This is a genomic window from Prosthecobacter sp. (genome assembly GCF_034366625.1).
Classification (GTDB): domain Bacteria; phylum Verrucomicrobiota; class Verrucomicrobiia; order Verrucomicrobiales; family Verrucomicrobiaceae; genus Prosthecobacter.
On record NZ_JAXMIH010000008.1, the window covers coordinates 380450 to 405502 of the forward strand.

Here is a 25053-nt window from a genome sequence, read left to right on the forward strand (position 1 = left end):
TTTCCCCAACCACCATGCCGATCTTCGAGTTCTACTGCCCCGACAACAACAAGCTGTATTCGTTCCTGGCACGTTCGCTGGCGTATCGCGAGAAGGTGCCGACTTGCCCGGATGGCGAAGGTTTGAAAATGGAGAAGCGAGTGTCGCGCTTCGCGGTGATCGGCCAGGCGAAGGAAGACACGGCGGATGATCCCTTTGCAGGCATGGATGAAACGAAGATGGAGAGCTTCATGGCGGACATGGAGCGAGAGATGGGCGGTATGGACGAGGAGAACCCCGATCCGCGCCAGCTCGGCCATTTCATGCGCAAGATGACGGACATGATGGGCGACAAAACTCCGCCCGAACTCCGCGAAATGGTGCGCCGCCTCGAATCCGGCGAAGACCCCGAGAAGCTGGAGCAGGAATTCGGTGGTATGGATGAGGGCGAAGCAGGTGACGCCCTGTTCACACAGATGCTCAAACGTGCCAAAGCCTCGCGCAAAGAACCCGTGCGTGACCCAAAGCTCTATGAGATGCGGGATTTTGTGAAGGAGTGAGCCTGTGGCAAAGGCTGCGGCTACTTGATCTCGAACATCACGTTCACCGGCGTGTCGCTGCGGCTGAAATCGCCGCGTTCCCAGCGCAGACGGGTGTTTTCCCATTGCCAGGCGTCGTTTTGTTCGGGCGTGGCCGTGTCTTTTCCATCCGTCGGGATGCGTCCGGCGGGCAGTTCGAGATCGAGAAGGTGCGGGGAGATCATGACAGCAGCAGTTCGAGTTTGGCCCAGATTTCGGCGTTGCCAAATTTTTCACACAGTGTCCGCAGTCCGTCATGATCTAACGCCGCCGGGTTCAGCCGCATGAGTGAGATAATGTCCGTGCTGTCCTTGGCGAGACGTTCGGGATTGTTTTTGATGGCATGCAGCTTGAGCGCCGCAATCCCCGCCACGGAAGGCACCCGCAACACCGCAGAACCGATCTGCATCGTCACGCAGTCATTGTCGAGCGAATCAAAGGTGGACGCGCCCACGAACATCAAATCCACATCCTCCGCTTCCATGGATGAATGCTTCCAGCGTGAGAAAATCTCCGTCTCTGCCTCCTTGCGATAGCCGATGGATGTGAGCAGACGCTCCATCACGGGGATGTCGTGAGTGGCAATCAGAAAGTCCACGTCCTTGGTGTTGCGCACATAGCCGTGAGCCTCCAACGACCTGCCGCCAATCAGCATGAACTTTAACTCACCCCGGCGTTGGGCACGGGAAAGGTATTCGGCGAGCGACTGCATGGCGAAGGCTAATCGGAGGTCATGTCACGCTCAAGCCGCTTGTCTGGCACTGCCATTCACCGCCCCACCGATACCGCGCCCATCGCTGGCACCATGATTTCATCGCCGGACTTGAGCGGTGTGCTGGTGCTGAGGCGGTTGATTTCGCGGATACGGTCCGGTGTGGTGCTGAACTGCGTGGCGATGCTCTCGATGGTGTCCGAACGATCGACACGGTAGGCGAGAATGCCGCGGTGGGAGTCAGCGGTGCTGGCGTCGGGTTTGGCTGGAGCTGCAGGAGAGGGGGCGGGAGTGGGTGCTGTCGCTGGTGCGAGTCCGGAGGCAGGCGGCGGCGGAGCGCTGGGAACGCCGAAGCCTGGCAGCGGAACGGTGTCAGACGATTCAGGCTGTGGCGGCGGAGTCGATTTGGACGAGGCTACGCTGCTGGTGCGGCCGGGGATTTTCAGACGCTGACCGACGAAGATCTTGTTCACGTCCTTGATGTTGTTTGCACTGGCCAGTGTGACGGTGGTCATCTTGTGCTTGATGGCGATGCCCTTGAGGCTGTCGTTTTTCTTCACCGTGTAATACGCGGAGGTGCTAACCGGCGCGGGAGAGCTGCCTGGAGTCGAGGGCTTGTAACTCACTTGGGTAGTTGGGGAGCTGAGGCGATGCGGCGAGGGAATGAGCAGCGTCTGGCCGACATGCACTTCCTCTTCAGTCATGCGGTTGAGCTGCTGGATCTCGCCCACGCTGACACGATGCGTGGAGGCGATGCGCCAGAGCGTGTCACCGGGTCTGGCAATGTAGGTGGTATGTGCGGCGAGGTCGGTGCCGCCGGCGTAGCGACTTCCGGAGCTGCTTTTACCACCTCGTTTGATGCTGCTCACATCGCGTTCCAGATCGCCCAGGCGGAGGTTTTGCACCTTGTCGCTGTCGCGCAGCTTCGCCACCTGGCTGCTCAGATCACCCGTGGGGCCATAGACCTTCGGTGGAGGCGGCGGGCCTGCGGTGGATTTTTTTGAAGAAGACGATGTCTTGGTGCTAGGCTTCGTGGCGGCAGGTTTGGAAATCGCAGTCCGGGGGGCGGTGCCATAGCCCGGAGGTGGTGGGTAAGTGTACCCGGGAGGCGGCGGATAGGTGCCAGGGTAGCTAGGATAGGTAGCTGGAGCCTGTACGGCGGCGGCAGACTGGCGTGTGGTCCTTGATGTTTGTTTCGGCGCTCCAGCAGCCGGGTAGCCGGGAGGCGGTGGGGCTGTGTAGTTGTAGGAAACCTGTGCCGAGAGCGGCAGGGCAGTTCCCCAAAAAGCGACGAGGTAACTCAGCACACGGGAGGAGGCAGGCAGCGTTTTCATATGGCTATTGTAGAAAATTCGGTTGTTAATTCAAACAAATATTTTATATAAGTGAATATAATTTTGAAATTTCGCCATTTTATCGCCCTGACAGCCCAAACCCTCGTCGCTTTCGCGGCGCTGGGCGGCAGTGCTGCCTCCCTCGTCTGGCTGGAGCGCCAAAACACCGCCCTCTCGATTCCCGCCCTGCCTCGCTGGGATGAAACCGCGCCACTGATCATCGTGGATGCCGGCCACGGTGGGCACGACGGCGGGGCTGTGGCCAACGACATCATTGAAAAAAATCTCGCCCTCGACCTCACCCGCCGGGTGAAGCGCGAGCTCGAAGCTGCCGGACTGCGCGTGCGCACCACCCGCGACACCGATGTCTTCCTGCCGCTCGAAGATCGCGCCGCTCTCGCCGCGAAACACGAGGCCGCCGCCTTTGTCAGCGTGCATCTCAACACAGACGGAGCTGGCAGCGACGCGGAGGGCATCGAGACCTACTTTGCCGACGCAGCACCGCTTTCTGCCCGCCAGTTCGCTTCCAGACCTGCCAACAGCGCCGATTTTGCCGCCGCCGTGCAACGCATGGTCTGCTCGACAACGAAAGCGCAAAATCGCGGCACGAAGGCCCGCAGTTACGCCGTCGTCGCCCAGGCTCCGTGCCCCGCCGTGCTGGTGGAATGCGGATTCATCACCAGCGACAGCGAAGCCGCGAAGCTGAAACACGAATCTTACCGCGATCAGGTCGCTCAAGGCATCGCCAAGGGCGTGGCGCTCTTTTTGCAGGCGCAACCATCGCGTCCCAGCCTCATCGCCACGGCGGTGAAGTGAAATTGCGCGGGACAAACCACCGCTCCCCGGCGTAAATCCACTCGCCTTGCCTGCTTCTCCCGACAGCACTGTTTCGCCGACACGTCGCACGCTTTACGCGCTGGCATTGCTCGCGCTCGCCACCGCAGTGTTTTACACGCTGTTTTCCAGCGTGGCTTACCGGTGGAACTGGGATGGCGTGTGGCTTTACCGCCAGCAGTTCGGCTACGGCTGGCTCATGACGATGGGCCTATCGCTCATCGCCATGATCGTCAGCGTCGCACTCGGTTTTCTGCTCATGCTCGGCCGCCGCTCGCCGTGGGAGCCGGTGCGCATGCTCTGCGGCGGTGTGGTGGAGCTGGTGCGCGGATCACCGCTGCTCGTGCAGTTGCTCATCGGTCATTACATCATCGCGAACGCCCTGCGCATCGACCAGCCCGTGTTCACCGGCATCATCCTGCTCGGCTGCTTTGAAGGCGCGTATCTGGCCGAGATTTTCCGTGGTGCGGTCGAAAGCATCAGCGCCTCGCAGCTTGAGGCCGCGCGTGCCGTCGGCTTCGACAAAGTACAAACCTACCGCTTCGTCATCATCCCGCAGGCATTGCGCCGTGCTTTGCCCGGCACTACCGGCCAGCTCGTCTCGCTCATCAAAGACTCCTCGCTGCTCTCCGTCATCGGCATCGAGGAACTCGTGCAGAAGGTGAAAATCATGAACGCCGCCACCTACAAGCCGCTGGAGGGCTTTCTCCCGCTCGCGCTGGCTTATTTGATCGTCACCCTGCCCCTGTCTTACCTCGCGCGTCGTCTTGAGAGGAGGTTCGCGTATGAAACTTGAAACGCAGACCGTGACGAAGCGCTACGGTGCCCACGCCGCGCTCGATGGTGCCTCATTCACCACGGGCGATGAAGCGCGCGTCATCGCACTGCTCGGCCCCTCCGGCGGCGGCAAATCTACACTGCTGCGTGTGCTTGGCAGTCTGCTCGTTCCGGACGAAGGGAGCGTCAAAATCGACGCACGTACACTGCCGCATGATGAGAATGGTGCCTTGATCGAGCGGCGGGCTAACGGCTTCGTCTTCCAGGGCTACAATCTCTTCCCGCACCTCACCGCGCTGCAAAACATCACGCTGCCGCTGCGCGAGGTGCATGGCATGTCCGAAACGCAGGCCACGCAGCGCGCTCTGGAACTGCTGCATCGCCTCGGACTCGAAGGTCACGAGCACAAATGTCCCAGCCAGCTCTCCGGCGGCCAGCAGCAGCGTTCTGCCATCGCCCGCGCCCTCGCGCCGAAGCCTAGACTGCTGCTCCTCGACGAACCCACCTCAGCGCTCGACCCCGTCATGACCGGCGAGGTGCTCGATGTCATCCGCGAACTCGCCGAGGCCGGGCAGAGCATCATCCTCGCCACGCACGAGATCAGCTTTGCCCGCAAAGTCGCCGACTGGGTCGTCTTCCTCGCGGCGGGGAAGGTTCAGGAATCCTCATCTGCTTCAGACTTTTTCACCAAACCGCAAACCGAGCTGGCTCAGCAGTATCTGGAAGGCTTGTCGAAGTATCGGTGACGAAGGGGACGAGTTCGGCTGTCCAAACCGCCAGCTTCTCAGTTGTTGAGCGCCGAGGTCGTTTCGGTGGGAGCGGGCGGCGGCTGGTCACCGCTTTTGACGACTTCGACGAGGCGTTTCACGCCGTCACGGGCCAGTTCGCTGGGGGGATGCATGCGCTTGGCCTTGAGATACCAGGAAAGGGCGGAGCCGACCTGCTTTTTCTCTTCGTGCTGACGGCCGTGCTCGATGGCGCTGACGAAGTCGCTGGCCTTCACGCCGAGGTCGGCGCGGAGTTTGGTGAGTTCAGGATCGTCAGGAAACTGACGCGCTTCTTTCTCCACCATCTCCCACGCCTGGGCGGGACTGCTGCGGGCGGTTTCGGAGGCCCCATGAATGATCATGTTCACGCGGTTCATGTCCACGAGCACTTTTTTGAGCTGTTCCTGACGCGCGGAATCGTTGATGGAGGCGGCGAGGAAGCGTGCCTGGTCGTTGAAGACCTGGCGGTAGTTCCGCTGGCTGACGAGGCGGTCGAAGTCCATGAGCGCCTGGGCCTGGATGTCGGAGTTCTGGCCGACCATGTTGGAAAGCTCACGCAGTTTCGGATTGGTGGGCCAGATTTCGGCGGCGGCCTTGATCTCGGTGGCGTAGCCGTTTTGATCTCCCTTCACAGCGGCGGCACGGGCGGCCTGAAGGCGCATGTCGCTGATGGTCTTGGCGGTTTCGATGGCGGCCTGCGGCTTGGCGTAGTCGAAGTCCTTCGCGGCGGTCCTGAGCTTGACCACGACCTTTTCCGCTTCGCCGTAGTCCTTCATTTCGAGGAAGGAGAGGAGCTGGTTCGAGTCGCGCACAAAGTCGAGCACCTTGAGTTTCTCACTCATGGGCAGGCGGCGCACGCGTGGCAGGTATTCGCCGATGCCGAAGGCCTCCATGAGGCGGTTGCCGGCGCTATAAAGATCCTGGCGCAAAGAGAGCTGCTCAAAGGCGACGAGCGCTTCATCCACACTGCGGATGGCTTCGAGCGAGAGACCGTCGATCATGCTGACGGTGGGTGGCACCCCGAAACTGCTGGAGAGCGCCTTCTGCACATCGCTGTCCTTGTCGAGCTGGAGTACGCTGTCGCCATCCCTGAACAAATTGGGGTAGAAGCGGCAGGCGATCACTGCGTGCTCGAAACGACGCTGAAGAAACATCTGGATGATGAGCGCCTGGAACTGCGTCTTGCTGGTGATCTCGGAAAGACCCATGGCGGTCTCGTTCATCTTCATGCGGGCCTCGATCTCGGCGATGCCCTTGATGTAGCCGGAGGTGCGGCCGACGGTGGCGCTGTTCATCTGGGCGGTTTGATTGGCCTGTTGCTGGCCTTGGCCACCTTTGCTGGCACCGCTGTTGCTGCTGCCACCCGGAGGAGCCAGTTGGTTATTGTTCAAGCCCATCTCGGCGTTCCATTCAAGCTGCTTGCGGCGGTCGAGCATGGCGTTGTTGGCGAGCTTGCGCTCGTTCACACGCTTCTGCGAGGTCCACACGTCCCAGATGGAGTTGGCGATGGCGTTGCAGAGGCCGCCGTCGATTTTGGCCGTGCCGGCCTCTGGCAGCAGGGCGAAGGCCTTCATCAATTCGGGCGCGGGTTTGTGCGTGGGGGCGAGCAGTTCCAAAATCTGCGCCATCACATCGCGGTAGGCCTGGTCTTCGGCGTTTTTGGCCTCGGGCGTGGTGAGATAGACCTCGAAGCGCGAGCGCATCACGCGGTTGTTGCTGATGTTCCAGAGCTTGCCGTCCCAGGAGACGTTTTCGCTGCCGGGATCGACCGCAGGCGCGAGGCCGCCGAGCATCTGCGCGTCACTTTTTTTCTCCCCGCCCGTGGCGGTGTTGTTGGAAGGCGGCGCGGCGGTTCCTCCTGGCGCACCTGGCAGCACTTGGGCGCAGACGGGCGATAATCCGGCAAGAACGAGGGTGAGAATGATCCGCTTCATGGTGGGGATGGGATTACGATTTGATGAGTTCGAGCACTTCGAGCACGCCGGTTTCCAGCACGCGCACCTTGAGAACATAGCGCTGGCCGCGCTGAATGTTGGAACCTTTGTAGTCCGGCGGCACCCAGACAGGTACGAAGGTGTTGCCGGTGCCGTCGCTGACCTGCACGCTGAAGAGACGGCCGTCGGCGCTGCGCCAGTTGTCGAGCCGGTCATCGACGATGCCTTCGACCTTGTATTCGTTGCCGCTCAAGGCCGTGGCATTTTCCATGAACTCGTTGGAGTTGAGTTCGGTGATGCCGGTCATCGGATCGGTGGTGCGGTTCATCAAGGCATAACCACCGCCACCGATGACAGCGAGGATGACGATCAATCCCAGCCAGTGGGCGGGGCGGACTCCAGATTGGGCACGGCGAGGCATTGGCTGATGGGGAGGAGAGGGTGGGGAGAACGGGCGGGGCGGCCAAAAATCGACGACAATTGCTGGCTGTCCAATCCAAGATGGAGCAGCTTGCATCCGTGAACGACTCCGCCAGAACCAGTATCCGTACTTATCGCGATTCGTTTCAAGGAATCGGCTGCCGTACCGGCTGCATGATTCATCTGGCGCTCATGGGGTTGCTCGCCGTGGCGGCGTTGGCGTGGGCCATCAAAATTCGCGCCTGGGAGCTGAGCGTGACTTTCGAGATGCCGGCGGAGAAAAAAGTGGAAGAGCCGCCGCCTGAGACCGGAAAAAAATGATTTTCAGGTCATTCACGGCGCATCAGGATGTCCTTGGATGCTGCCGGTGATGCGCACCGGCGTCCCGAGCCGTGCATGCTCCCAGATGACCCGCTGCGGCTCCGCAGGCGTGCGGATGCAGCCCTTGCTGGAAAGCTCGCCCGGCTTGAACTCGCCGTGATGAATGCCCACGCCGGGCCAGGTCAGACGCAGCCAGTGTCTCATCTCGTAGCCCTCGTATTCAGTGCCGGCCGGCGGTGGCCCCTGATGCTCCCAAGTGCGCCAGACGATGACCTCGCGCGTGTCCGGCTTCACGAACTTGCCGTAACGGTTCGAGAACTTCGTCGGCAGTTTCTCCAGCACCTTAAAATCACCCGTGGGTGTTGGGTTGCCATGCCTGCCGGTGGAAATCTGCGTCACCACCACCGGTGCCTGGTCCGCGTTCAACAGGCGCATTTCCTGTCTGGTCAGATCAATTTCGATCCGCGCTGACCCTGGCTTCAACGTGCCGACAAGAACCTCATCGATATGATAGACCGGCTGTGGTGCCACAGGGGGCCGCGGCTTGCGTTGCAGCAGCGTGCAACTGGACATGAACAGGCTCCCGACGAGCAGAATGCGCAGCCACATGGATGTGAGTTAAAAGCGCGTGGAATTTTCCCGGCCGTCCTTCTTCGTCACATCTTCTTCCTCAATGTCGAAAAACTTCCCGGCCACGCCCCACGCCAGGTCGGTGCGCGGCAGGATGCCATCACCACCAATATAGTAGCGGCTGAAGATGAAGAAATTCTCGCGATGCACGCCGGTGCTGGTGCCGGCGGAGAAGATCGCCGCCACTTTCAGGCTCAGCGAACCGGCGATGCCGTACTTCTGCTGCATGTGGGAGCGGAACTCGGCCTCGTTAGGATTGGTGAGGGCCAGAACGACGAGCAGCGCGATGAGGAGGAAGATGATGAGTCTCATGGTGTGGTCTTGGTTGGAGTGGCAGGTGGCGTGGCTGGGGGATTCGTTTCGGCTCCGGCACGTTTCCATTGGAACGAGCCCGGCGTGGCACCAGGTACTTCAATCCACTCGCCGGTGTTGGCCTGTTGCGTGCGCAGCCGCCACTGCTCGCTCTCGATCTCGTGCAGCGGCCGGTTGGATTCCTTCGCCTTCCGGCGCATGAGCTGCATGCGGTCCTCGTTTTCAGCGGCCACGGCCTTTTGCATCTGTGGCCCCCAGTCGCCTGCAGGGACTTCGCGGACCAGCAGCAGGCCGCGATGATCCTCGCCCACGAGCTGGTTGTTTTTCAGTGTCTGGATCTCCTCCATGCGGTTGCGCAGCCGCTGCGTGGCCTCGCTGGCGCTTTTTGCGGCTTCTTTGTCCAGCGGCTCATCACCACGATACTGGTAAATGTCGAGGCGCATGTTCAGGTTCACCTCCAGCGGCTTCGGCGTGGTGAGCGGGATCGCGGGCAGTTGCTTGCAGGCGCTCAAGATGAGAGCCCCAAACACCATTGGCAGCCGGCTCAGTTCACTCCACTGCATCGGCGGCCTCCTGTTTGCGCGGTTCCTCTTTCCAGCGGTGGTCATAGACATTCACATCAAAGTTACGCGCCCCGTAGGGGCCGGTGAACCGCAGGTGGCCGCGGCCCTCACGTCCGTAGAAACGTGCTTTGCTATCGACGCTCTCATACTCAAAGTCACGCAGCGTTTCCAGCCCGATGCGGGTTATTTGGTCGCTGAGGCTGCCCGTCAGCGCCTTCGGCAGGGCGGCGATCATGTCATTGAGCGCCGCGATGCTGAACTTTCCGCGCGAGTGGTTTTTGAACTCCGCATCCGCCTGGTAAAGCTCGTTCCTGTTCCCGGTGGCGATGATTTTTCCCTCCACCACGCCATTGAGCAAAAAATAGCGGGGAAACATCACCGTCGTCACCGGCCCCAGGTTCACTCCCACGCCCGAAACCCAGCCGTCCCAGGTGTAAACATCGTCCAGATAGATGTCGAACGCCCCGTTCACATAGCCGCTGTAGGACTCGCCGCCGAACGTGCCATAGATGCCGTGCGCGTCGTAGGTCACGCTCAGGTGCGCCTTTTCGATGTGGAGCTGCTTCCAGCGCACCTGCTCCACCGTGAAGGTCTCGGTCAGGTTGTTGTTCCGGTCCTTTATCGGCAGGTTGAAGCGTACCTGGCCCTTCATGCCGCGAAACTCCAGCTTCAGGTCCGCCAGCGTGTAATCATCCGTCGGAATGTCGAACACCGCGTCGAGCTGGCCGCTTTCCAGTTTGGACGTGAAACTGAACGGAAACGGCTTGCTGAAGCCTTTCAATGGCACGCCCTTCGGTGCAAGCACCAGCCGTCCTTCAGTCACCGCCAGTGTGTCCACATGCCAGCCCGGCGTTGCGGGCTTCGGCGGTCGCGGCGGTCCGGCAGTGGCGTCTGCCTTCGGCGGTTCGCCCTTCATGATCTTGCGGTAGTTTTCCACATACCAGAACAAATCCTCGCCCACATACAGCAGCGGCGAGACGATCTCCACGCGGTCGATGCGGCGGTGCAGCAGGCCGTCCAGCGTGTAGTTCACATGAATCATGTCCATCTCCGCCACCGTGCGCAGCGGCTCGTGTGGTGACGGGATGCGCAGCCGCGTCAGCACGATGCGCTGCGGCTCCACGTTCTCCGCCAGGCCGTCCAGATCGAGCGGCGTCTCGTTCGCATGGAACGTCACATCAAAGCGTACCGGCGGCAGGCCGGGCGCGATGCTCATCAGCGTCACGCCCATCTTTTCCACCTCGATTTTTCCGGCCGTCCAGCGTGCCGCCGCCGCATTCGCTTTTTCCTCCACCACCGCCGCCTGGCCGCTGAACAGCGTCATCAACGCCTCTCCCACCTCGATCTGGCCGCCTGCCAGTTTCAAGCTTTCCACCCGCCGCGTGCGCCACATCTCCGGCAGCGCCGCCACCGCCTCCACATTCTCCAGGCTCAGCACCGGCAGATTCGCCCGCTTCGGGATGCGCACCCGCACGTCCTCGATGTGCAGACGCTGCTTCGTGGCCTCCGTGCTCACATGAAACCGCGTCGAGGCCTCCACGCGCTCCGCCAGCTTCATCGCCATATCCACCGCGCCGTCTTGGATCGCCAGATGGCCAAACTGCAGCCGCTGCCACCACACCGGCTCCGGATTGTTCGGCAGCGGCTTCACTGGCTCCGCCACGACCTTGTCAAACCATGGCCCGTTTTCCGGCGTCAGCTCCAGATGCGGCCCCGCCAGCACCAGCGACTCCACCTGCCACAGCTCACGCAGCTTGTCGGGCACCGCCTCCAGTCCGGCGCTTTCCACCGAGATGAAAGGACGCGGCTTCAGGTTTGGATCGAGCCGTCCCCAGTACAGCGCCAGCTTCGCCAGCGCCAGTTTCTGTTTCACCGCCGACCGTACACCATCCGAGGCGATCTCCAGCGCCTCCAGCTTCGTGCTCCAGCCAAACTCTCCCGCCACCGGGCTCAGCTCCGTCGGCGACAGCCTCACCTTGCCATCCCGCACTTCCAGCTCGTCCACCTGCATCTTCCACGCAGACGCCTGCTTCGATTCATCCTTCGGCAGCAGCGCGGCTTCCAGCTCACGCGTCCACTCGATCTCCGGTTTCACCACCAGCCCCTTCTGCACATGCCAGAGGCCGTTCAAATCCTGCGACATCTTCAAATCGACCGCCTCGGCCTTCACCATGCCCGCGCCGGTCTGCGGCTGGATCCGCAGGTTCTTCAAGCGCACCTCATGCGTGCCGCCGGCGATCAGTCCGGCGCTCGAAAGCCGCGCATCGCGCCCTTCCCACTCCACTTGAACCTCGCCACGCAGCGGCGGCAGCTTGGCGCTCAGCGCCGGGCTGAACTCCTTGAGCCAGTCCAGATCGATGTTGCCGCCATGCAGCGAAAGCTTCTTCAACTCGATGGTGTCCTCACGCATCACCGATTCGAGATGCACGCTGACAAACACCGGCTTCCCGTGCCATTCCGCCTGCTTCAAGTCCGTGATCACCGTTTGAAACGAAGGCGACTTGCTGCCGCCCATCTCCAGCGCCTCCACCTTTTGCGTCACGATCACGCTGAACACCGGCTTCCACCCGGCATCGCGCACCACGAACTTCGTCGGCGCCAGATCCACCACCTCCAGACGCCAGCGGCGTGATGAACCGGCTGCCGTGCCTGCTGGGGACAGTGCGGACGGTGCGGATGGCAGCAACCACGCCAAAGGCACATCCACTGTGGTGCCTTCCGCCTTCAAGCCGCCCAGATTTCCTGAGCGCAACTGGCTCCAGCTCGGCCGCCATTCCAGATGATCCACTGTCGCGACGCGTTGCGCGCTGGGCGTGTGCAGCGTGCTCACCTCCCGCACATGCAGCGCCCCGTCCTCCCAGTCCAGCTTCACGATCTGCACCCGCACATCACCGCCGAGCCGCAGCAGCACGGCATTCACCAGCAGCACGCGCTCCTTCCAGGCCCAGTAACCCAGCGCGGCGGCCATCACGATGGCGATCAGGCTCAAACGCCACAACCATCGCCACCAGCGGCGGCGTTTGGGTGGTTGGGAGTCTGGTTTCACGAGGTGTTAAGGAAGGCGGGAAAGCAGGAAATGAAAGGCATGGCTTCCGGCCTTCCTTGTTCGCCTGCCCTCATTTTTTGCCTGTGATCAGCCGCGCTCCCTGCGCCCGGGTGAAATACGACCACACCCAGATCATGAAGACGGAGACGCGGTTGCGGAAGCTCATGAGGAAGATCAGATGCACGAAGACCCAGGCCAGCCACGCGGGCAGGCCGCTGAATTTCGCGAAGTTCACATCCGCCACCGCGCGATGCCGGCCAATCGTCGCCATGCTGCCGCGATCCCAGTAGGCGAAGGGTTTGAGTGGCCGCCCCTCGATCTGCGCCAGAATATTGCGCACCGCATGCGCCCCCTGCTGCATCGCCACCGGTGAGACGCCGGGCAGCGGCTTCTTGTCCTTGCCGAGGCACAGCGCCGTGTCGCCGATGACATAAATGTGCGGCGCGTCCGGCAGTTGCAGCGTCTCGCTGATCTGAATACGCCCGGCGCGGTCAAACGTGCCCGGCAGTGCTTTCACCAACGGCGACGCGGCATTGCCTGCGGCCCAGATCACCGTGCGTGCATGGATGAAGCCATCATTGGTTCTCACGCCCTCCGCGTTGATGTCCTGCACGCTCACGCCGAGTCGCACCGTGACCTTCAGATGCCGTAGCTGCTCCTCCGCCTTGCGTGAAAGCTCCGCGTCAAACACCGGCAGCACACGCTCCGCCGCGTCGAGCAAAATGACCTGCGCCTCACGCGGATCGATGCGCCGGAAGTCGCGCAGCATCGTCTCACGCGCGATTTCCGAGATCGCCCCGGCCATTTCGACTCCGGTGGGGCCTGCGCCGACGATGACAAACGTCAGCAGCCGCTCACGCTCGACCGGATCACTTTCCGCCTCGGCCTTTTCAAACGCCAGCAGCAGGCGGCGGCGGATGTCGAGCGCGTCTTCGAGCGTTTTGAGGCCCGGCGCGAACGCCTCCCACTCCGGGTGGCCGAAATAACCATGCCGCGCGCCGGTGGCGACGATGAGGTAATCAAACGGCACGCTGCGTCCGCCTGCGAGCACACGCTTCTGTTCCAGATCAAAGCCCGTCACATTCGCCATCAGCACTTCGATGTTTTCATGCCGCCGCAGAATACTGCGCACCGGCTGCGCGATGTTCGCGGGCGAGAGTCCCGCTGTGGCGACCTGATACAGCAGCGGTTGAAACAGATGATGGTTCTCCCGATCCAGCACCGTGACCTGCACCGGCTGACCGCCCAGCGCCTTCGCTGCCGCCAGTCCGCCGAATCCAGCGCCGATGATCACCACGCGCGGTTGGTTGGAAGAGTCGGTGTTCATGGCGGTCATCGTAGCACGATTACGTCGGCAGGACACAACACGGCTGCAATCTCCTCGTGAATGGCGACGTTGAACGCCGCCATGATCCGTCTTCTCCTTCTCTCCCTCCTCGGTGCCTTGAGTGTTCACGCCGAACTGGCCGGCAAGCGCCCGAACATCATCTTCCTGCTCACCGACGACCAGGGCTACGGCGACATGAGCTGCCACGGCAATCCCGTGCTCAAGACGCCGAACATGGACCGCCTCAATGCCGAGGGCGTCCACTTTGAGGATTTCTGCGTCAGCCCCACCTGCGCTCCGACACGCTCCGCGCTGCTCACCGGTCGCCACGAATTCAAAAACGGCATCACGCACACCATCCTCGAACGCGAACGCCTCACGCCGCAGGCCACCACGCTGGCGCAGGTGCTGAAAACGGCGGGCTACACCACCGGCATCTTCGGCAAATGGCATCTCGGTGACGAACCCGACTACTGGCCCAGCGCGCGCGGCTTTGACGAATCGTTCACCCACGGTGCCGGTGGCATCGGCCAGAGCTATCCCGGCAGTTGCGGCGATGCGCCGGGCAACAAGTACTTCGACCCCGCCATCCTGCACAACGGCACCTTCGAGAAGACGAAAGGCTACTGCACCGATGTGTTCTTCGCGCAGGCGAAAAAGTGGATCGAAAGCGTGAAGGGCAAGCAGCCCTTCTACTGCCACATCGCCACCAACGCCCCGCACGGCCCCTACATCGCGCGCCCCGAGGACAAGGCGCTGTTCGACGGCAAGGTCGAGGGCGATGACGCCGCCAGCTTCTTCGGCATGCTGCACAACATCGACGAAAATCTCGGCCTGCTGCTCGCCAAGCTGAAGGAATGGGGCATCGAGAACGACACGCTCGTCATCTTCATGAACGACAACGGCGGCACCGCCGGGGTGAAGACCTACAACGCCGGACTCCGTGCCGCCAAAGGCTCGCCATGGATGGGCGGCATCAAGGCCAGCAGCCTCTGGCGCTGGCCCGGCACGCTCAAGTCCGCACCCGTCACCAAGCTCACCGCCCACATCGACTTCTTCCCCACCCTCGCCGAACTCGCCGGTGCCAGGCTCACCGATGACGTGAAAGCTCAGGTCGAAGGCCGCAGCCTCGTCCCGCTGCTTGAAAATCCGAACGCCGAATGGGCCGACCGCCAGCTCTTCACCCACGTCGGCCGCTGGCCGAAGGACGCCGATCCGCAGAAATACCAGTTCACCAATTGCAGCGTCCGCATGAGCCGCTGGCATCTCGTCAACGCCAACGCCGCCCGCGGCGGCCCCGCCAAAAACAACGCCAAAGGCAAGAAGGCCAAAGCCGCGCCCAAAGCACCCGCTGGCACCGCCTCCAAAGACGCCAACGCCATCGTGCGCGCCGGACCCGAGCCCATGCCCGCCTCCTGGCAGCTCTTTGACCTCCAGGCCGACCCCGGCGAACAAACCGACCTCGCCGTCGCGAATCCCGACATCGTAAAACAACTCGCCACCGCCTACGACCAATGGTGGGACAGCGTCCAGCCGCTGCTCGTGAACGAAAAAGCCCCGCTCGCCGCCGAGAACCCGTTCAAGACGCTGTATCAAAAGCAGTTTGGGGGGAAGTGAGCTGGGCCTCCGGTCGTAGGCTAGGAGTGTCCGGCGCTCAACGCTCCGTCAATGTCATGGCCTCCTTCGCCGGATTTCCCGGCTGATTGGGGTGGCTGCGCAGGCCGCGAGACGTTCGCCCGGACCGCAACGCGGTCCCGTCACGGGGGATGCGATGCCGTAGAGACATTCGGGTGACGGAACCTCGTTGAGGTTCCTGATCCGGTGGGGATCGTAGGCGGCGCGGTTCCCAGGAGAGCGCTCGCTGGCGCTCGGCACTCCTGGGCTGCATGACGAAAACCCGTTGGGCTTTACCTGAGCGCGATGGATTAGGCTTGCAGGCAGGGTTGTTGATTTTTTTCAACCTGACTTCGATTCCCCTGAATTAACATGGAACTCGCGCGACAATTGTTGCGCCTTCATCAGCGATGCCTTGGGAAGTTTGGCCTCGATTTCATCCCTCAATTCGGCTGCCATTGGAAGACTCGCTGCCGCTAAGTTTGCCCATTTGTAAGCCAATACAAAGTCCCTTGGGACACCTTGCCCATCGCGGTAGCACACTCCGAGATTGTTTTGCGCACCCGCATGCCCCTGTTCTGCGGCCATGCGATACCACTTCACCTTCTCCTCAGCATCCTTGGGCACCCCCTCACCATCGCGGTAGCACACTCCGAGATTGTATTGCGCATTCGCATAGCCCTGTTCAGCGGCCTTGCGATACCATTTCACTGCCTCCTCAGCATCCTTGGGCACTCCGACACCTTTGCCGGAGCTCATTCCGAGATTGTATTGCGCACTTGCCAGCCCCTGTTCAGCGGCCATGCGAAACCACCTCACGGCCTCCTCAGCGTCCTTGGGCACTCCTTCCCCTTGGTCGTAGCGCACGCCGAGGCTGCATTGTGCATTCGCCAGCCCCTGTTCAGCGGCCTTGCGAAACCACCTCACGGCCTGCTCAGCGTCCTTGGACACTCCCTGACCATTGAGGTAGCAAACTCCGAGTTGGGATTGCGCATTCGCATAGCCCTGTTCAGCGGCCTTGCGATACCACTTCACTGCCTCCTCAGCATTCTTGGGCACTCCATCTCCATTGGAGCAGCGGACACCTAGACTAAATTGCGCATTCGCATTTCCCTGTTCAGCGGCCTTACGGTACCACTTCACCGCCTCCTCAACATTCTTGGGCACTCCTTCCCCTTTGGTGTAGTGAACGCCGAGATTGTATTGCGCAATCGCATGTCCCTGTTCAGCGGCTTGGCGAAACCACTTCACTGCCTCCTCGACATCCTTGGGCACTCCTTCTCCTTTGGTGCAGCGGACTCCCAGACTGCATTGCGCCTTCGCATATCCCTGTTCAGCGGCCTTGCGACACCACTTCACCGCCTCCCCGACATCCTTGGGAACTCCATCCCCGTTAGCATAGTGCACGCCGAGATTGTATTGCGCCTTCGCATATCCCTGCTCAGCAGCCTTGCGATACCACTTCACTGCCTCAATGGCATCCTCGCACACTCCCTCCCCTCGGGCATAACGCTCGCCAAATTCAAATTGCTCTTCCGCATCGCCATTCTCAAAAATAGCCCTGAGATATCCTCGACTTGGAAGCGGATCTGAGTCCATGCAAGAGCACTAGGCATAACGTGTGTCGTCACAACGAGAAAACTTAAAGTAATTGGCCGAGCAGACTGCATCACAGCCGAAACACATTTTCACCGCCCTCTCATGGCTGTTCCGCGCCCGGAATCTTGCTTCGATCTCACGTCACCGCTTTCAGCGCTGCCGGGTTCGGGCCGAGCACATGAGTACGACTGGTGCTCCGTCTACACCTTGAAACAACACCCCTACGACGAAAAAATGGAACTCCGAGACATTCGGGTGACGGAACCTCGCTAAGGTTCATGATCCTGCGGGGTTCGTGGGTGACGCGGTTCCCAGGAGAGCGCTGCATGACGAAAGCCCGCTGGGCTTTGGGAAATGTTAAGATGCAGTATCAATTTGAAACCCGCCCGGCTCTAGCTTCATCGGCGGGCAGTGGATGCCTCTTGCTTTGCAGATATGTTCGATCAGTCGTTGGTTTCGAGGCTCGATCTTGGCTCCTAACAGCACACGAGCTGGTTTTGGCATTTGGATCGGGTGTGCGCTACCCTCAAATTTTCCTGAAAAGGCTGTATTCCAGGTGATCAACCTCCACTCACGCTCATATCTCCAGTAAATTGCCTTCATGCAGGCCGCTGCAACTCTCCAAAACAGATTGGCCTTGGTGCGGTTCAGGAAAACCCCGTCGGTGTCAGGCAGTCCATCCCGGTAGTCCACCGGAAAGAAGGCGGTACGCTGATCGGCTGAAAATGCCTCGATGTCATACTCGATGACGAATCCGCGATGATAGTCGGCATAGTGGCTCCACATGAGGATGGATGTCGCGTCCTCACTGAAGCAACATATTCGTACACTATCCCTCATCTCGTCGCGCATGGCTTCTTGCTGCCGCCTCCATACTTCCTCTACTATCTGATCTTTGTTTGTCTGATGAAGGGGGCTTTGCGCCAAAAGCGCACGCATGAGAGCATCAAGGGGTTTCGGACTCGAAAGAATTTCTTGCTTGGTTTTGGAGTCGAACTCCGCATCAAGATTCTGTTTCTGCCAAATTACCTCTATGGCATCAGGTGTCATGATGCTTGCTTCCAAACGCTCGAAATTGATCGCGAAACCGCTGTCATACGGATCATTAAAGGTCAGCGGAGAAGCCATCCACTCCTCACCTGCCAACAAGCTGGCAACATGATTCACGTTGGATGCTGATCGGTAGCGATAAAGAAACTTGGGAAGATACCGGTCAATTTCCGACTGAATTTCCTCCAGATGATCTGTGAATACGTAGTTTCCATCAAGGCGGTCAATGACAGCACGTTTCCATGCTGAGCTGTTCTCAAAAGACGGGTTCTTTTTCATGCCTCCACGAAACCACAGGTAAGCGATAAGGAGAAAGGCACTTTATCGTCGCCCCAACTTTTCAATCCGCCTTACGCAAGCAGTGGGCTGTAGATCTCTCTGCTTGTGATTGTGGATTGCGGAACACGGACTGGTTAGTCCTTACTCGCTCACGGCAGCCGCAGATGCCTAGCAGATAGCGCATGCCAATCTCCTGAGACCGATATTGAGACATTGGCTCCGAAACGAAAAACCTTCCGTTTGACGCCATTCGGTAAACGGATCACCCTTTCCCATGACGGTTTCTGATTTATCCCCGGATGCTCTGGCACGGCTGGAGGCCAAGTTGGTGGCGGACCTGGAGATGGTCCGCAAGGTGCGGGCGCTGCTGGAGGAGCATCGGCCCTTGCTGGCGACCACCCCGGCACCGGTGAGCGTGAGTGCGGCTCCCGCGTCGCCGATTCAAAGTCCGGCCCCGGCGGAGAAGCGGAAGTCGTCCGAGGAGATCTTCCTGGAGTGCCTGGTGCAGATGCCGGAAGGCGGTTTCGCCCCGCAGGACTTCAAGCGTGCCATTTACAAGGTCACACGCAACTTCCCGGAGACCAGCACGGTGAAGACCTTTCTCAACCGCATGATCCGGCAGGGGAAGGTCATCATTGCCGAAGCGAGGACGGGCCGGAACGGCAGTCTTTACCGCTGCACCATTCCCCGTCCCGTTCCGGCCGAAACACCGCCTGCTAGCGCTGATTCCCCAGCCGTTTCCGCTGAATTTTCGCCCGCTAAAACGGAATAAGGGCACTTTCCGCCCCATTTACCGGCGTTCCAGTCCCTTTTCCGGGTAGGATGAGCCGTTTATCCGGCTGAATCAGCCGATTAGTGGACGGAACAAACCAATTAACCTGCTGGCTAATCCATTCATCCGCCTGAAGAAACTGTTTAACCTCCGCATGAATCCATTTAACCGGCGCTGTAAACCGATTAGTGCGGTGGGGGAACGGTTTATTGCGCTGCATAAACGGCTTCTTCCGCCGGTTAAACGGTTTAATCCGCAGGATAAACGGGCCATTGCTGCCGCTAAATGGACGAATCCTGCCGGTAAACGGCTCGGTGGTGCCCTCAAACGGCATATTCCAGCGCACCGCCTCGGAAGGATGAGAGGCCTCGCTCCTTGGAAGCGGCGGCGATCTCCTACCCTCACGCATGCACCCAGAAGCCCGTGGTGTATTTGGGGGACTTCCACCATGCTGAGGCTTTGGTGACGTAGTTGTGGTTGGTGCTGCCGGCCTGGCTCTCGAGCGGGACCACGACGTGGCCTGCGGCGTCCCGTTTGGCCTGCTTGCCGGGGATTTCGGGCACGACGGCGGTGATGTGGCCGTGCCCCTGGCTGTTCTTGGCGACGATGATGGAGACGCCGCCGGTGTTCGCGCTGCTCTGCAGCTCGTCGAGATCATGCGCGGCAGTCCAGCCGAACTGGCCGCCCCAGTCGCGGAACCACTGGTAGAGCATGTTGGCGGTGAGTTCATCGACGGTGTCCTCATACTTGATGACGACGGTGTGGCCGAGCGTGAGTTCATGGATGCCCTTCTGCGTCCACCACACACGCGGGATGTAGCACTGCGCGAGGCAGGCGTAGTCGTAGGCGTAGATGTTGCAGTAGGTGTTCTTGCTGTCCGGCAGATGACGCACGGATTTTTCGGGATTGAGCCAGGCGATGACGGCCGCGAGTTCGGCGGCACGTTTGGCCGGGGTGTTGCCGCTGCGCAGAGGTGCGCCGGGTTCGTTGAGCTTCCAGATGCGGCCCGAGGTCTCGGCGCGTTTCACCGGCCGGTTGTTCGGGTTCGGGAAATGCACTTCGACCACGCCTGCGGCGGTGGCTGGTGGCGGTGGAGGAGGCGCGGCTGGAGAAACTGGCGCGGGATTCGGCGCCACGACGGAGGCGACGGGACTGAGCAAACCGGCGGCCATGAAACCCGTCCGCGTCTTGCCACCTTCATCCACCGACACCTCCCACCAATCCTTCTTGGCAGACTCACGAACAAAACGTACCAGCGTGCCCTGCGCGTAAGCGGCGATCTTGTTCTTGTTGCCCGCTGAGTCAGGCGATGAACGCAGCCAGAGACCCGAATTTGCCGCGATGCGAAACAGCGCTCCCGCACCGGCTGGCGCGGCGCCCACCGGCGGAGCGACGGGTTTGGCGGCAGGTACTTCCTCGATCACCGGAATGGCGGGCGGAGCGACGAGATCAAACTTGTCGAGGAAAGACCATTTGCTGCCATGCACCCAGCCTTCTCCCACGGCGAGCGTGCCTTTGCGGTTCGCGACATCCCATTGCCAGGCGGGAAGGGCCTTCTGCGCCCGCAGAATCGCGAAGATGAACAGACGGATGATCTGCAGCTCCGCCGAGGCGAGAATTCCCCGCCAGAGAGGCACGTTCTTTTTCGCATCCGCATAACCGCTGGTCTTTTTGGGGCAGGAGTCAACCCACAGCAGCGCCTTGGCGACGGCGGCGGCGGGACTGGTGCCAATGTAGGCATCGACCACCGCGGCCGTCACGCCTTTGAGGCTGCCGTTCTGTGCGGCGACATCGAAGAACAACGCAAACTCCTGGAAGCTGCCGTTGCCCTTCCAATCCTTCACCCAGGTGTCCGTGAGCGCGCCTTCATGGGCCTCCGCATGTTCGCGCTGTTTCACCACCATTTTGGCGCTCTTCCAAAACGCGGCGAGCTCGCTCTTGTAAGGCTCGAGAACACGCCCGTGCTTGTCGCTCCACTTCACCACGATGGCCATGCCGTTGGCAATGCTGGCGTTGATGACCTTGACGTACTCGCCGCCTTTCTTGGGCATCAGCGCCAGCAGTTCGGCGGTGCCATGGGCCTTGATGTAGTTTTTGACCACGGCCTGCTGATCGCCCGCCTTGATGGTCTTGCCCAACTGCCCGCAGGTGAGGCCCTCGCCATCGAAGTTGCCCGTGATGTTGGCCCAAGGATCAGAACCTTCGAAGCCACCGGTGATCAGCATCGCTCTTTCCAGGAATTGCGTGTTCATGCCGGGATTAACACCAAAAGTGCCGGCATCAGTCGAGTTCAATTTTTCGCACCTTGCCGCAGGCATCTCCTGAATCGTTCGGCCTCAATGTCTTGCCAGCCTCAAAAAAATACGGGGCGTCCGGCAACGGACGCCCCGCAAATCGCGATTTGAATTCAACCCAAGCAGCCGGGTTTCCCCGTTGTCGGGCGTGCGGTGGCTCAGAGGTACTCGTTCACGAGATTCTCCATCATCTCCTGACGGCCGCTGCCGAGCAAAGGCTCGCCATTGGCGAGGACGTGGGCTTCGAGTTCGGCGAAACCGACTTCGCCCTTCTCGATCTTCGCACCGATGCCGGTGTCGAAGGTGGCGTAGCGCTGCTTGATGAAGGTGTTGATGCGACCGTCCTCGATCATCGCGTGGGCGACCTTGAGGCCGCGGGCGAAGGCGTCCATGCCGCCGATGTGGGCGTGGAAGAGATCGACGGGTTCGAAGGACTCGCGACGGCACTTGGCGTCGAAATTGAGACCGCCGGTGGTGAGGCCTCCCATGCGGAGGACTTCGAGCATGATCTCGGTGGTGAGATAGATGTTGGTCGGGAACTGGTCGGTGTCCCAGCCGATGAGCGTGTCGCCGGTGTTCGCATCGACGGAGCCGAGAGCGTTCGCGGCGATGGCGACCTGCATCTCATGACGCATGCTGTGGCCGGCAAGGGTGGCGTGATTGGTTTCGAGGTTGAGCTTGAAGTGGTCGAGCAGGTTGTGCTCGCGCAGGAAGTTCAAGCAGGCGGCTGCGTCGGAGTCGTACTGGTGCGTGGAGGGTTCACGCGGCTTCGGCTCGATGTAGAACTGGCCTTTGAAGCCGATCTTCTGCTTGTAATCGACGGCCATGTGCAGCAGGCGGGCGAGGTGGTCGATCTCGCGCTTCATGTCGGTGTTCCACAGCGTGGCGTAGCCTTCGCGGCCACCCCAGAAGGTGTAGCCTTCACCACCGAGGCGATGCGTGACGTCCATGGCCTTCTTCACCTGCGCGGCGGCATAGGCGAAGACGCCGGCGTTCGGACTGGTGGAGGCACCCTGGCAGTAACGCGCATGTGAGAAGAGACAAGCAGTGCCCCAGAGGAGCTTCTTGCCGGTCTGCTTCTGCGCTTTTTCGAGTTCGTCAGCGACGGCATCGAAGGCGGCGTTGCTTTCGGCGAGCGAGCCGAGTTCAGGCGCGACATCGCGATCATGGAAGCAGTAGTAATCGACGCCGAGCTTGTCCATGAACTCGAAGCAGGCCCACACGCGGCGCTGCGCGTTGGCGACGGAGTTGCTGCCGTCATCCCACGGACGCTGGGCGGTGCCGCCACCGAAGGGATCTGAGAGCGAATTGCGCATGGCATGCCAGTAGGCGACGCCGAAGCGCAGGTGGTCGCGCATCTTTTTGCCGCCCACGATTTCGTCGGCGTTGTAGTGCTTGAAGGCGAGCGGGTTGCGGCTCTTCGGTCCTTCGAACTGGATTTTCTGAATGTCTGGGAAGGCTTCGTTCATGGTAGGGCGTGCAAGGGAGGCGGAACAGGGCGGCGTGCAACTGGTTCGTCAGGACGCGGGCGGACAGTTTTTGGGCCGAAATGGACGCGGGGAGGCGAAGGCAGGCGATGGGTGATTCGGGTTTGCCGCAGAGGGGCAAAGAGGCAGAGAGCGCAGAGAGCGCAGAGTTTTATCGATTTAATCTCTGCGTCCTCTGCTCCTCCGCCTCTCTGCGGTGGATCCGAATGTCCTCACAGCGCCTTCTTGTTCGTCTCCTCCGCCAGCCAGACGGCCACCAACGTGATCACCGCCATGAAAATAAGATACAGCGCCACGGGCCATGGTTTGCCGCCGCTTTGATCCAGCAAGGCAGTGGCGATGAGCGGGGCGAGGCCGCCGGCGAGAGGTGAGGCAAGCTGATAACCGAGCGAAGCACCGCTGTAACGCACCCGTGTGCCGAACAGCTCCGAGAAGAACGCCGCCTGCGGGCCATACATCGCCGCGTGGCCGATGAGGCCGATGACGACGGCCAGCACAACGAGCACGGTTTGGCGTGATTCGATCATCCAGAAGAACGGAAACGTGAACAGCAGCAGAAAGAACGCGCCGCCAAGATAAACCGGCCGCCGTCCGACGCGATCTGACAGCGCCCCGAAGCACGGGATGACGACCAACTGCACGGCGGAGCCGATGAGCACGGCGTTGAGCAGCGTGACCTTCGGCATGCCGAGCTGCTGCGAGCCGTAGCTGAGCACGAGCACGGTGAAGATATAGAAGAAGGCGTTCTCGGCGAAGCGTGCGCCCATGGCGAGCAGCACGTTGCGCGGATGATCGCGCAGCACGGCCAGGATCGGCACCTTCGGGCCTGCATCTTCGGTTTTGGCCTGCGTGAAGACCGGGCTCTCAATGATCTTCAAACGAATGAACATGCCGACACCGAGCAACAGCACGCCGAGCAAAAATGGCACGCGCCAGCCCCAGGAGAGAAAGGCTTTTTCATCCATCGACGAGGCGAGCATGAAGACCGCATTGGCCAGCAGCAGTCCCACCGGCACACCGGCCTGCACCCAGCTCGCATAAAAGCCGCGGCGACCTTGAGCTCCGTGCTCCACGGCCATCAGCACCGCACCGCCCCACTCGCCGCCGACACCGAAGCCTTGAACAAAACGCAGAAGCACGAGCAGGATGGGGGCCCAGACACCGATCTGCGAGTATGTCGGCAGCAGGCCGATCAATACCGTCGCCACGCCCATGAGCATGAGCGTCGTCACCAGCATGGATTTACGGCCGATCTTGTCGCCAAAATGCCCGAACACGATGCCACCGACCGGCCGCGCGAAGAATCCGACCGCGTATGTCGCAAAGGCCGCCATCGTGCCGGCGAGCGGGTCGAAGTTCGGGAAGAACAGCTTGTTAAACACCAGCGCCGAGGCCGTGCCGTAGAGGAAAAAATCATACCACTCGATGGTGGTGCCGATGAAACTCGCGATGACAACGCGGCGGGTGCTGTTGGCGGTGGACATGGGAGACTACTTCGTTGCAGCAGCCTGCTTCGCCTTCGGCGTGAAGATTTTGCGATCCCAGTTCTTCGCGATCTGTTCCGGCGTGGTTTCGGATGAAACACCGCTCGAAGGCACGTCGAGTTTGGCGCTCCAGAGGATGCCGTTGAGCAGCAGGCGGCGTTGATTGCCCTCGGCCCAGTTCGCGTGAAGGTCGCAGCCGGTGAAGCCGAAACTGCGGCCACCATCGGGGCGGTCGTAACTCCATGCCACAGTCTCGGCACGGCCTGCATTGGCTTTGGCGGCATCGTTTTTGCGGCTGCTGTCGGGCATTGCGCATTGCAGCAGATGTGTGACGCCTTTTTCAGCGAAGTGGAGATTGTAGAGCCAGCCGTCTTTGAGCAGCGGGAAGGGCTTCACGCCGCTGTTGATGGGATGCGTGGGGATGCTGGTGAAATCGACATCCCAATGGCCACGGCAGCCGATGTCGCTCTGAAACGCGGCACCAAACATGGCCTTGAAGTCGGCGGCACGGTCCGGCTTGCAATCGACACCTTGATGCAAAAGGACGAAGCCCGTTCCTGCCTTCGCGAGAGATTGCATCTTCGCCCAGCGGGCGGGTTCGAGGAAGGAGTGCTTGTCGCCGCCGTCCATGAACAGCAGCACGCTGCGCGCGCCATCGAGCACCGCTTCGTTTTTCGGCCAGCCTTCGGCCACCATCACGGGTGCGACACCGGGCACGGCCTTCAGCCATTCCATCAAGAGCGCACAACCGGCGAAGTATTCATGCTGTCCGGGTTTGTTGCTCGGCGTGCCGGCAATGAGCACGATCTTCGCGGCCTTGGCGTCTGTGGGCGATTGCTCCAACGGCACCTGCTGTTGCTCTGCGGTGAGTTCGGCATGAAGAGAGGACGCGGCGAGCAGCGGGAGAAGCAGGGAGAGGAAGCGGGACATGATTTTCAGC

The 25053-nt window shown here is 61.0% G+C and carries 24 protein-coding genes; 7 read left to right on the top strand and 17 right to left on the bottom strand.

Translation table 11 applies throughout. The annotated features are described in order from the left end of the window. Positions 1 to 14: 14 nt before the first annotated feature. Positions 15 to 539, top strand: a complete 525-nt coding sequence (locus tag U1A53_RS09955; RefSeq protein ID WP_322280515.1) for a cytochrome C — start codon at positions 15 to 17, stop codon at positions 537 to 539. 20 nt (positions 540 to 559) lie between these two features. On the opposite strand, the gene U1A53_RS09960 is transcribed toward U1A53_RS09955, so the two are convergent. From U1A53_RS09960 to U1A53_RS09970, 3 genes are read right to left on the bottom strand one after another with little or no spacing between them, the layout of a single operon-like run. Then, a complete protein-coding gene (locus U1A53_RS09960; RefSeq protein WP_322280516.1) occupies positions 560 to 742 on the bottom strand; it encodes a hypothetical protein in 183 nt (60 codons plus the stop codon). Beyond that, positions 739 to 1269, bottom strand: a complete 531-nt coding sequence (locus tag U1A53_RS09965; protein WP_322280517.1) for a hypothetical protein — start codon at positions 1267 to 1269, stop codon at positions 739 to 741. Before U1A53_RS09965 ends, U1A53_RS09960 begins: the two co-directional genes overlap by 4 nt. Before the next feature lie 56 nt (positions 1270 to 1325). Continuing rightward, positions 1326 to 2603 carry a LysM peptidoglycan-binding domain-containing protein gene (locus U1A53_RS09970; RefSeq protein WP_322280518.1) on the bottom strand — a complete coding sequence of 426 codons (1278 nt, stop codon included), beginning with the start codon at positions 2601 to 2603 and terminating at the stop codon, positions 1326 to 1328. A 63-nt stretch (positions 2604 to 2666) separates the two neighbouring features. Here U1A53_RS09970 and U1A53_RS09975 point away from each other — a divergent pair, with 63 nt between their 5' ends. From U1A53_RS09975 to U1A53_RS09985, 3 genes are read left to right on the top strand one after another with little or no spacing between them, the layout of a single operon-like run. Further along, positions 2667 to 3419 carry an N-acetylmuramoyl-L-alanine amidase gene (locus tag U1A53_RS09975; RefSeq protein ID WP_322280520.1) on the top strand — a complete coding sequence of 251 codons (753 nt, stop codon included), beginning with the start codon at positions 2667 to 2669 and terminating at the stop codon, positions 3417 to 3419. A gap of 46 nt (positions 3420 to 3465) precedes the next feature. Beyond that, positions 3466 to 4233, top strand: a complete 768-nt coding sequence (locus U1A53_RS09980; protein ID WP_322280522.1) for an amino acid ABC transporter permease — start codon at positions 3466 to 3468, stop codon at positions 4231 to 4233. Then, a complete protein-coding gene (locus tag U1A53_RS09985) occupies positions 4223 to 4960 on the top strand; it encodes an amino acid ABC transporter ATP-binding protein (protein ID WP_322280524.1) in 738 nt (245 codons plus the stop codon). Before U1A53_RS09980 ends, U1A53_RS09985 begins: the two co-directional genes overlap by 11 nt. A gap of 38 nt (positions 4961 to 4998) precedes the next feature. Here the strand turns inward: U1A53_RS09985 and U1A53_RS09990 are convergent, their stop codons facing one another. Then, a complete protein-coding gene (locus tag U1A53_RS09990; protein ID WP_322280526.1) occupies positions 4999 to 6915 on the bottom strand; it encodes a hypothetical protein in 1917 nt (638 codons plus the stop codon). A 13-nt stretch (positions 6916 to 6928) separates the two neighbouring features. Further along, positions 6929 to 7336 carry a hypothetical protein gene (locus U1A53_RS09995; RefSeq protein WP_322280528.1) on the bottom strand — a complete coding sequence of 136 codons (408 nt, stop codon included), beginning with the start codon at positions 7334 to 7336 and terminating at the stop codon, positions 6929 to 6931. 98 nt (positions 7337 to 7434) lie between these two features. Between U1A53_RS09995 and U1A53_RS10000 the strand changes: the two genes are divergently transcribed. After that, positions 7435 to 7656 (top strand): hypothetical protein, encoded by a 222-nt coding sequence (locus tag U1A53_RS10000; protein WP_322280530.1) that lies wholly within the window; start codon positions 7435 to 7437, stop codon positions 7654 to 7656. Between the two features lie 12 nt (positions 7657 to 7668). Here U1A53_RS10000 and U1A53_RS10005 read toward each other — a convergent pair whose 3' ends face one another. The 5 genes from U1A53_RS10005 to U1A53_RS10025 all read right to left on the bottom strand — a co-directional run bounded on the left by U1A53_RS10005 (position 7669) and on the right by U1A53_RS10025 (position 13534). Beyond that, positions 7669 to 8265 (bottom strand): L,D-transpeptidase, encoded by a 597-nt coding sequence (locus tag U1A53_RS10005; RefSeq protein ID WP_322280532.1) that lies wholly within the window; start codon positions 8263 to 8265, stop codon positions 7669 to 7671. A 9-nt stretch (positions 8266 to 8274) separates the two neighbouring features. Then, positions 8275 to 8598 (bottom strand): hypothetical protein, encoded by a 324-nt coding sequence (locus tag U1A53_RS10010; protein ID WP_322280534.1) that lies wholly within the window; start codon positions 8596 to 8598, stop codon positions 8275 to 8277. Then, positions 8595 to 9161, bottom strand: coding sequence for a DUF1318 domain-containing protein (locus U1A53_RS10015; protein ID WP_322280536.1), 567 nt, complete (start codon positions 9159 to 9161; stop codon positions 8595 to 8597). Before U1A53_RS10015 ends, U1A53_RS10010 begins: the two co-directional genes overlap by 4 nt. After that, entirely contained in the window at positions 9148 to 12207 is a 3060-nt protein-coding gene (locus tag U1A53_RS10020; protein ID WP_322280538.1) for a hypothetical protein, read from the bottom strand. The genes U1A53_RS10015 and U1A53_RS10020 overlap by 14 nt, the downstream gene beginning before the upstream one ends. 70 nt (positions 12208 to 12277) lie before the next feature. After that, positions 12278 to 13534 carry an NAD(P)/FAD-dependent oxidoreductase gene (locus U1A53_RS10025; RefSeq protein WP_322280540.1) on the bottom strand — a complete coding sequence of 419 codons (1257 nt, stop codon included), beginning with the start codon at positions 13532 to 13534 and terminating at the stop codon, positions 12278 to 12280. A gap of 81 nt (positions 13535 to 13615) precedes the next feature. Here U1A53_RS10025 and U1A53_RS10030 point away from each other — a divergent pair, with 81 nt between their 5' ends. Next, on the top strand, positions 13616 to 15151 hold the full coding sequence (locus tag U1A53_RS10030) for an arylsulfatase (protein ID WP_322280541.1): 1536 nt from the start codon (positions 13616 to 13618) through the stop codon (positions 15149 to 15151). Between the two features lie 339 nt (positions 15152 to 15490). On the opposite strand, the gene U1A53_RS10035 is transcribed toward U1A53_RS10030, so the two are convergent. After that, positions 15491 to 16747 carry an SEL1-like repeat protein gene (locus U1A53_RS10035; RefSeq protein WP_322280542.1) on the bottom strand — a complete coding sequence of 419 codons (1257 nt, stop codon included), beginning with the start codon at positions 16745 to 16747 and terminating at the stop codon, positions 15491 to 15493. Between the two features lie 357 nt (positions 16748 to 17104). Further along, positions 17105 to 18076 (bottom strand): DUF2971 domain-containing protein, encoded by a 972-nt coding sequence (locus tag U1A53_RS10040; protein ID WP_322280544.1) that lies wholly within the window; start codon positions 18074 to 18076, stop codon positions 17105 to 17107. A 274-nt stretch (positions 18077 to 18350) separates the two neighbouring features. Here U1A53_RS10040 and U1A53_RS10045 point away from each other — a divergent pair, with 274 nt between their 5' ends. Further along, positions 18351 to 18848: a hypothetical protein gene (locus tag U1A53_RS10045; protein WP_322280546.1), complete on the top strand. Its 498-nt coding sequence runs from the start codon at positions 18351 to 18353 to the stop codon at positions 18846 to 18848. Here the strand turns inward: U1A53_RS10045 and U1A53_RS10050 are convergent. From U1A53_RS10050 to U1A53_RS10070, 5 genes are all read right to left on the bottom strand, one after another. Continuing rightward, the gene (locus tag U1A53_RS10050; RefSeq protein ID WP_322280548.1) at positions 18835 to 19194 is read right to left on the bottom strand and encodes a hypothetical protein; all 360 of its coding nucleotides are present in this window, start codon (positions 19192 to 19194) and stop codon (positions 18835 to 18837) included. The two genes, U1A53_RS10045 and U1A53_RS10050, sit on opposite strands and share 14 nt — an antisense overlap. A 55-nt stretch (positions 19195 to 19249) precedes the next feature. Next, positions 19250 to 21100 (bottom strand): hypothetical protein, encoded by a 1851-nt coding sequence (locus U1A53_RS10055; protein ID WP_322280550.1) that lies wholly within the window; start codon positions 21098 to 21100, stop codon positions 19250 to 19252. 200 nt (positions 21101 to 21300) lie between these two features. Then, positions 21301 to 22611, bottom strand: coding sequence for a xylose isomerase (xylA, locus tag U1A53_RS10060; protein WP_322280551.1), 1311 nt, complete (start codon positions 22609 to 22611; stop codon positions 21301 to 21303). Between the two features lie 230 nt (positions 22612 to 22841). Next, positions 22842 to 24113 carry an MFS transporter gene (locus tag U1A53_RS10065; RefSeq protein WP_322280553.1) on the bottom strand — a complete coding sequence of 424 codons (1272 nt, stop codon included), beginning with the start codon at positions 24111 to 24113 and terminating at the stop codon, positions 22842 to 22844. Between the two features lie 6 nt (positions 24114 to 24119). Beyond that, on the bottom strand, positions 24120 to 25043 hold the full coding sequence (locus U1A53_RS10070; protein WP_322280554.1) for a ThuA domain-containing protein: 924 nt from the start codon (positions 25041 to 25043) through the stop codon (positions 24120 to 24122). Positions 25044 to 25053: the final 10 nt, after the last annotated feature.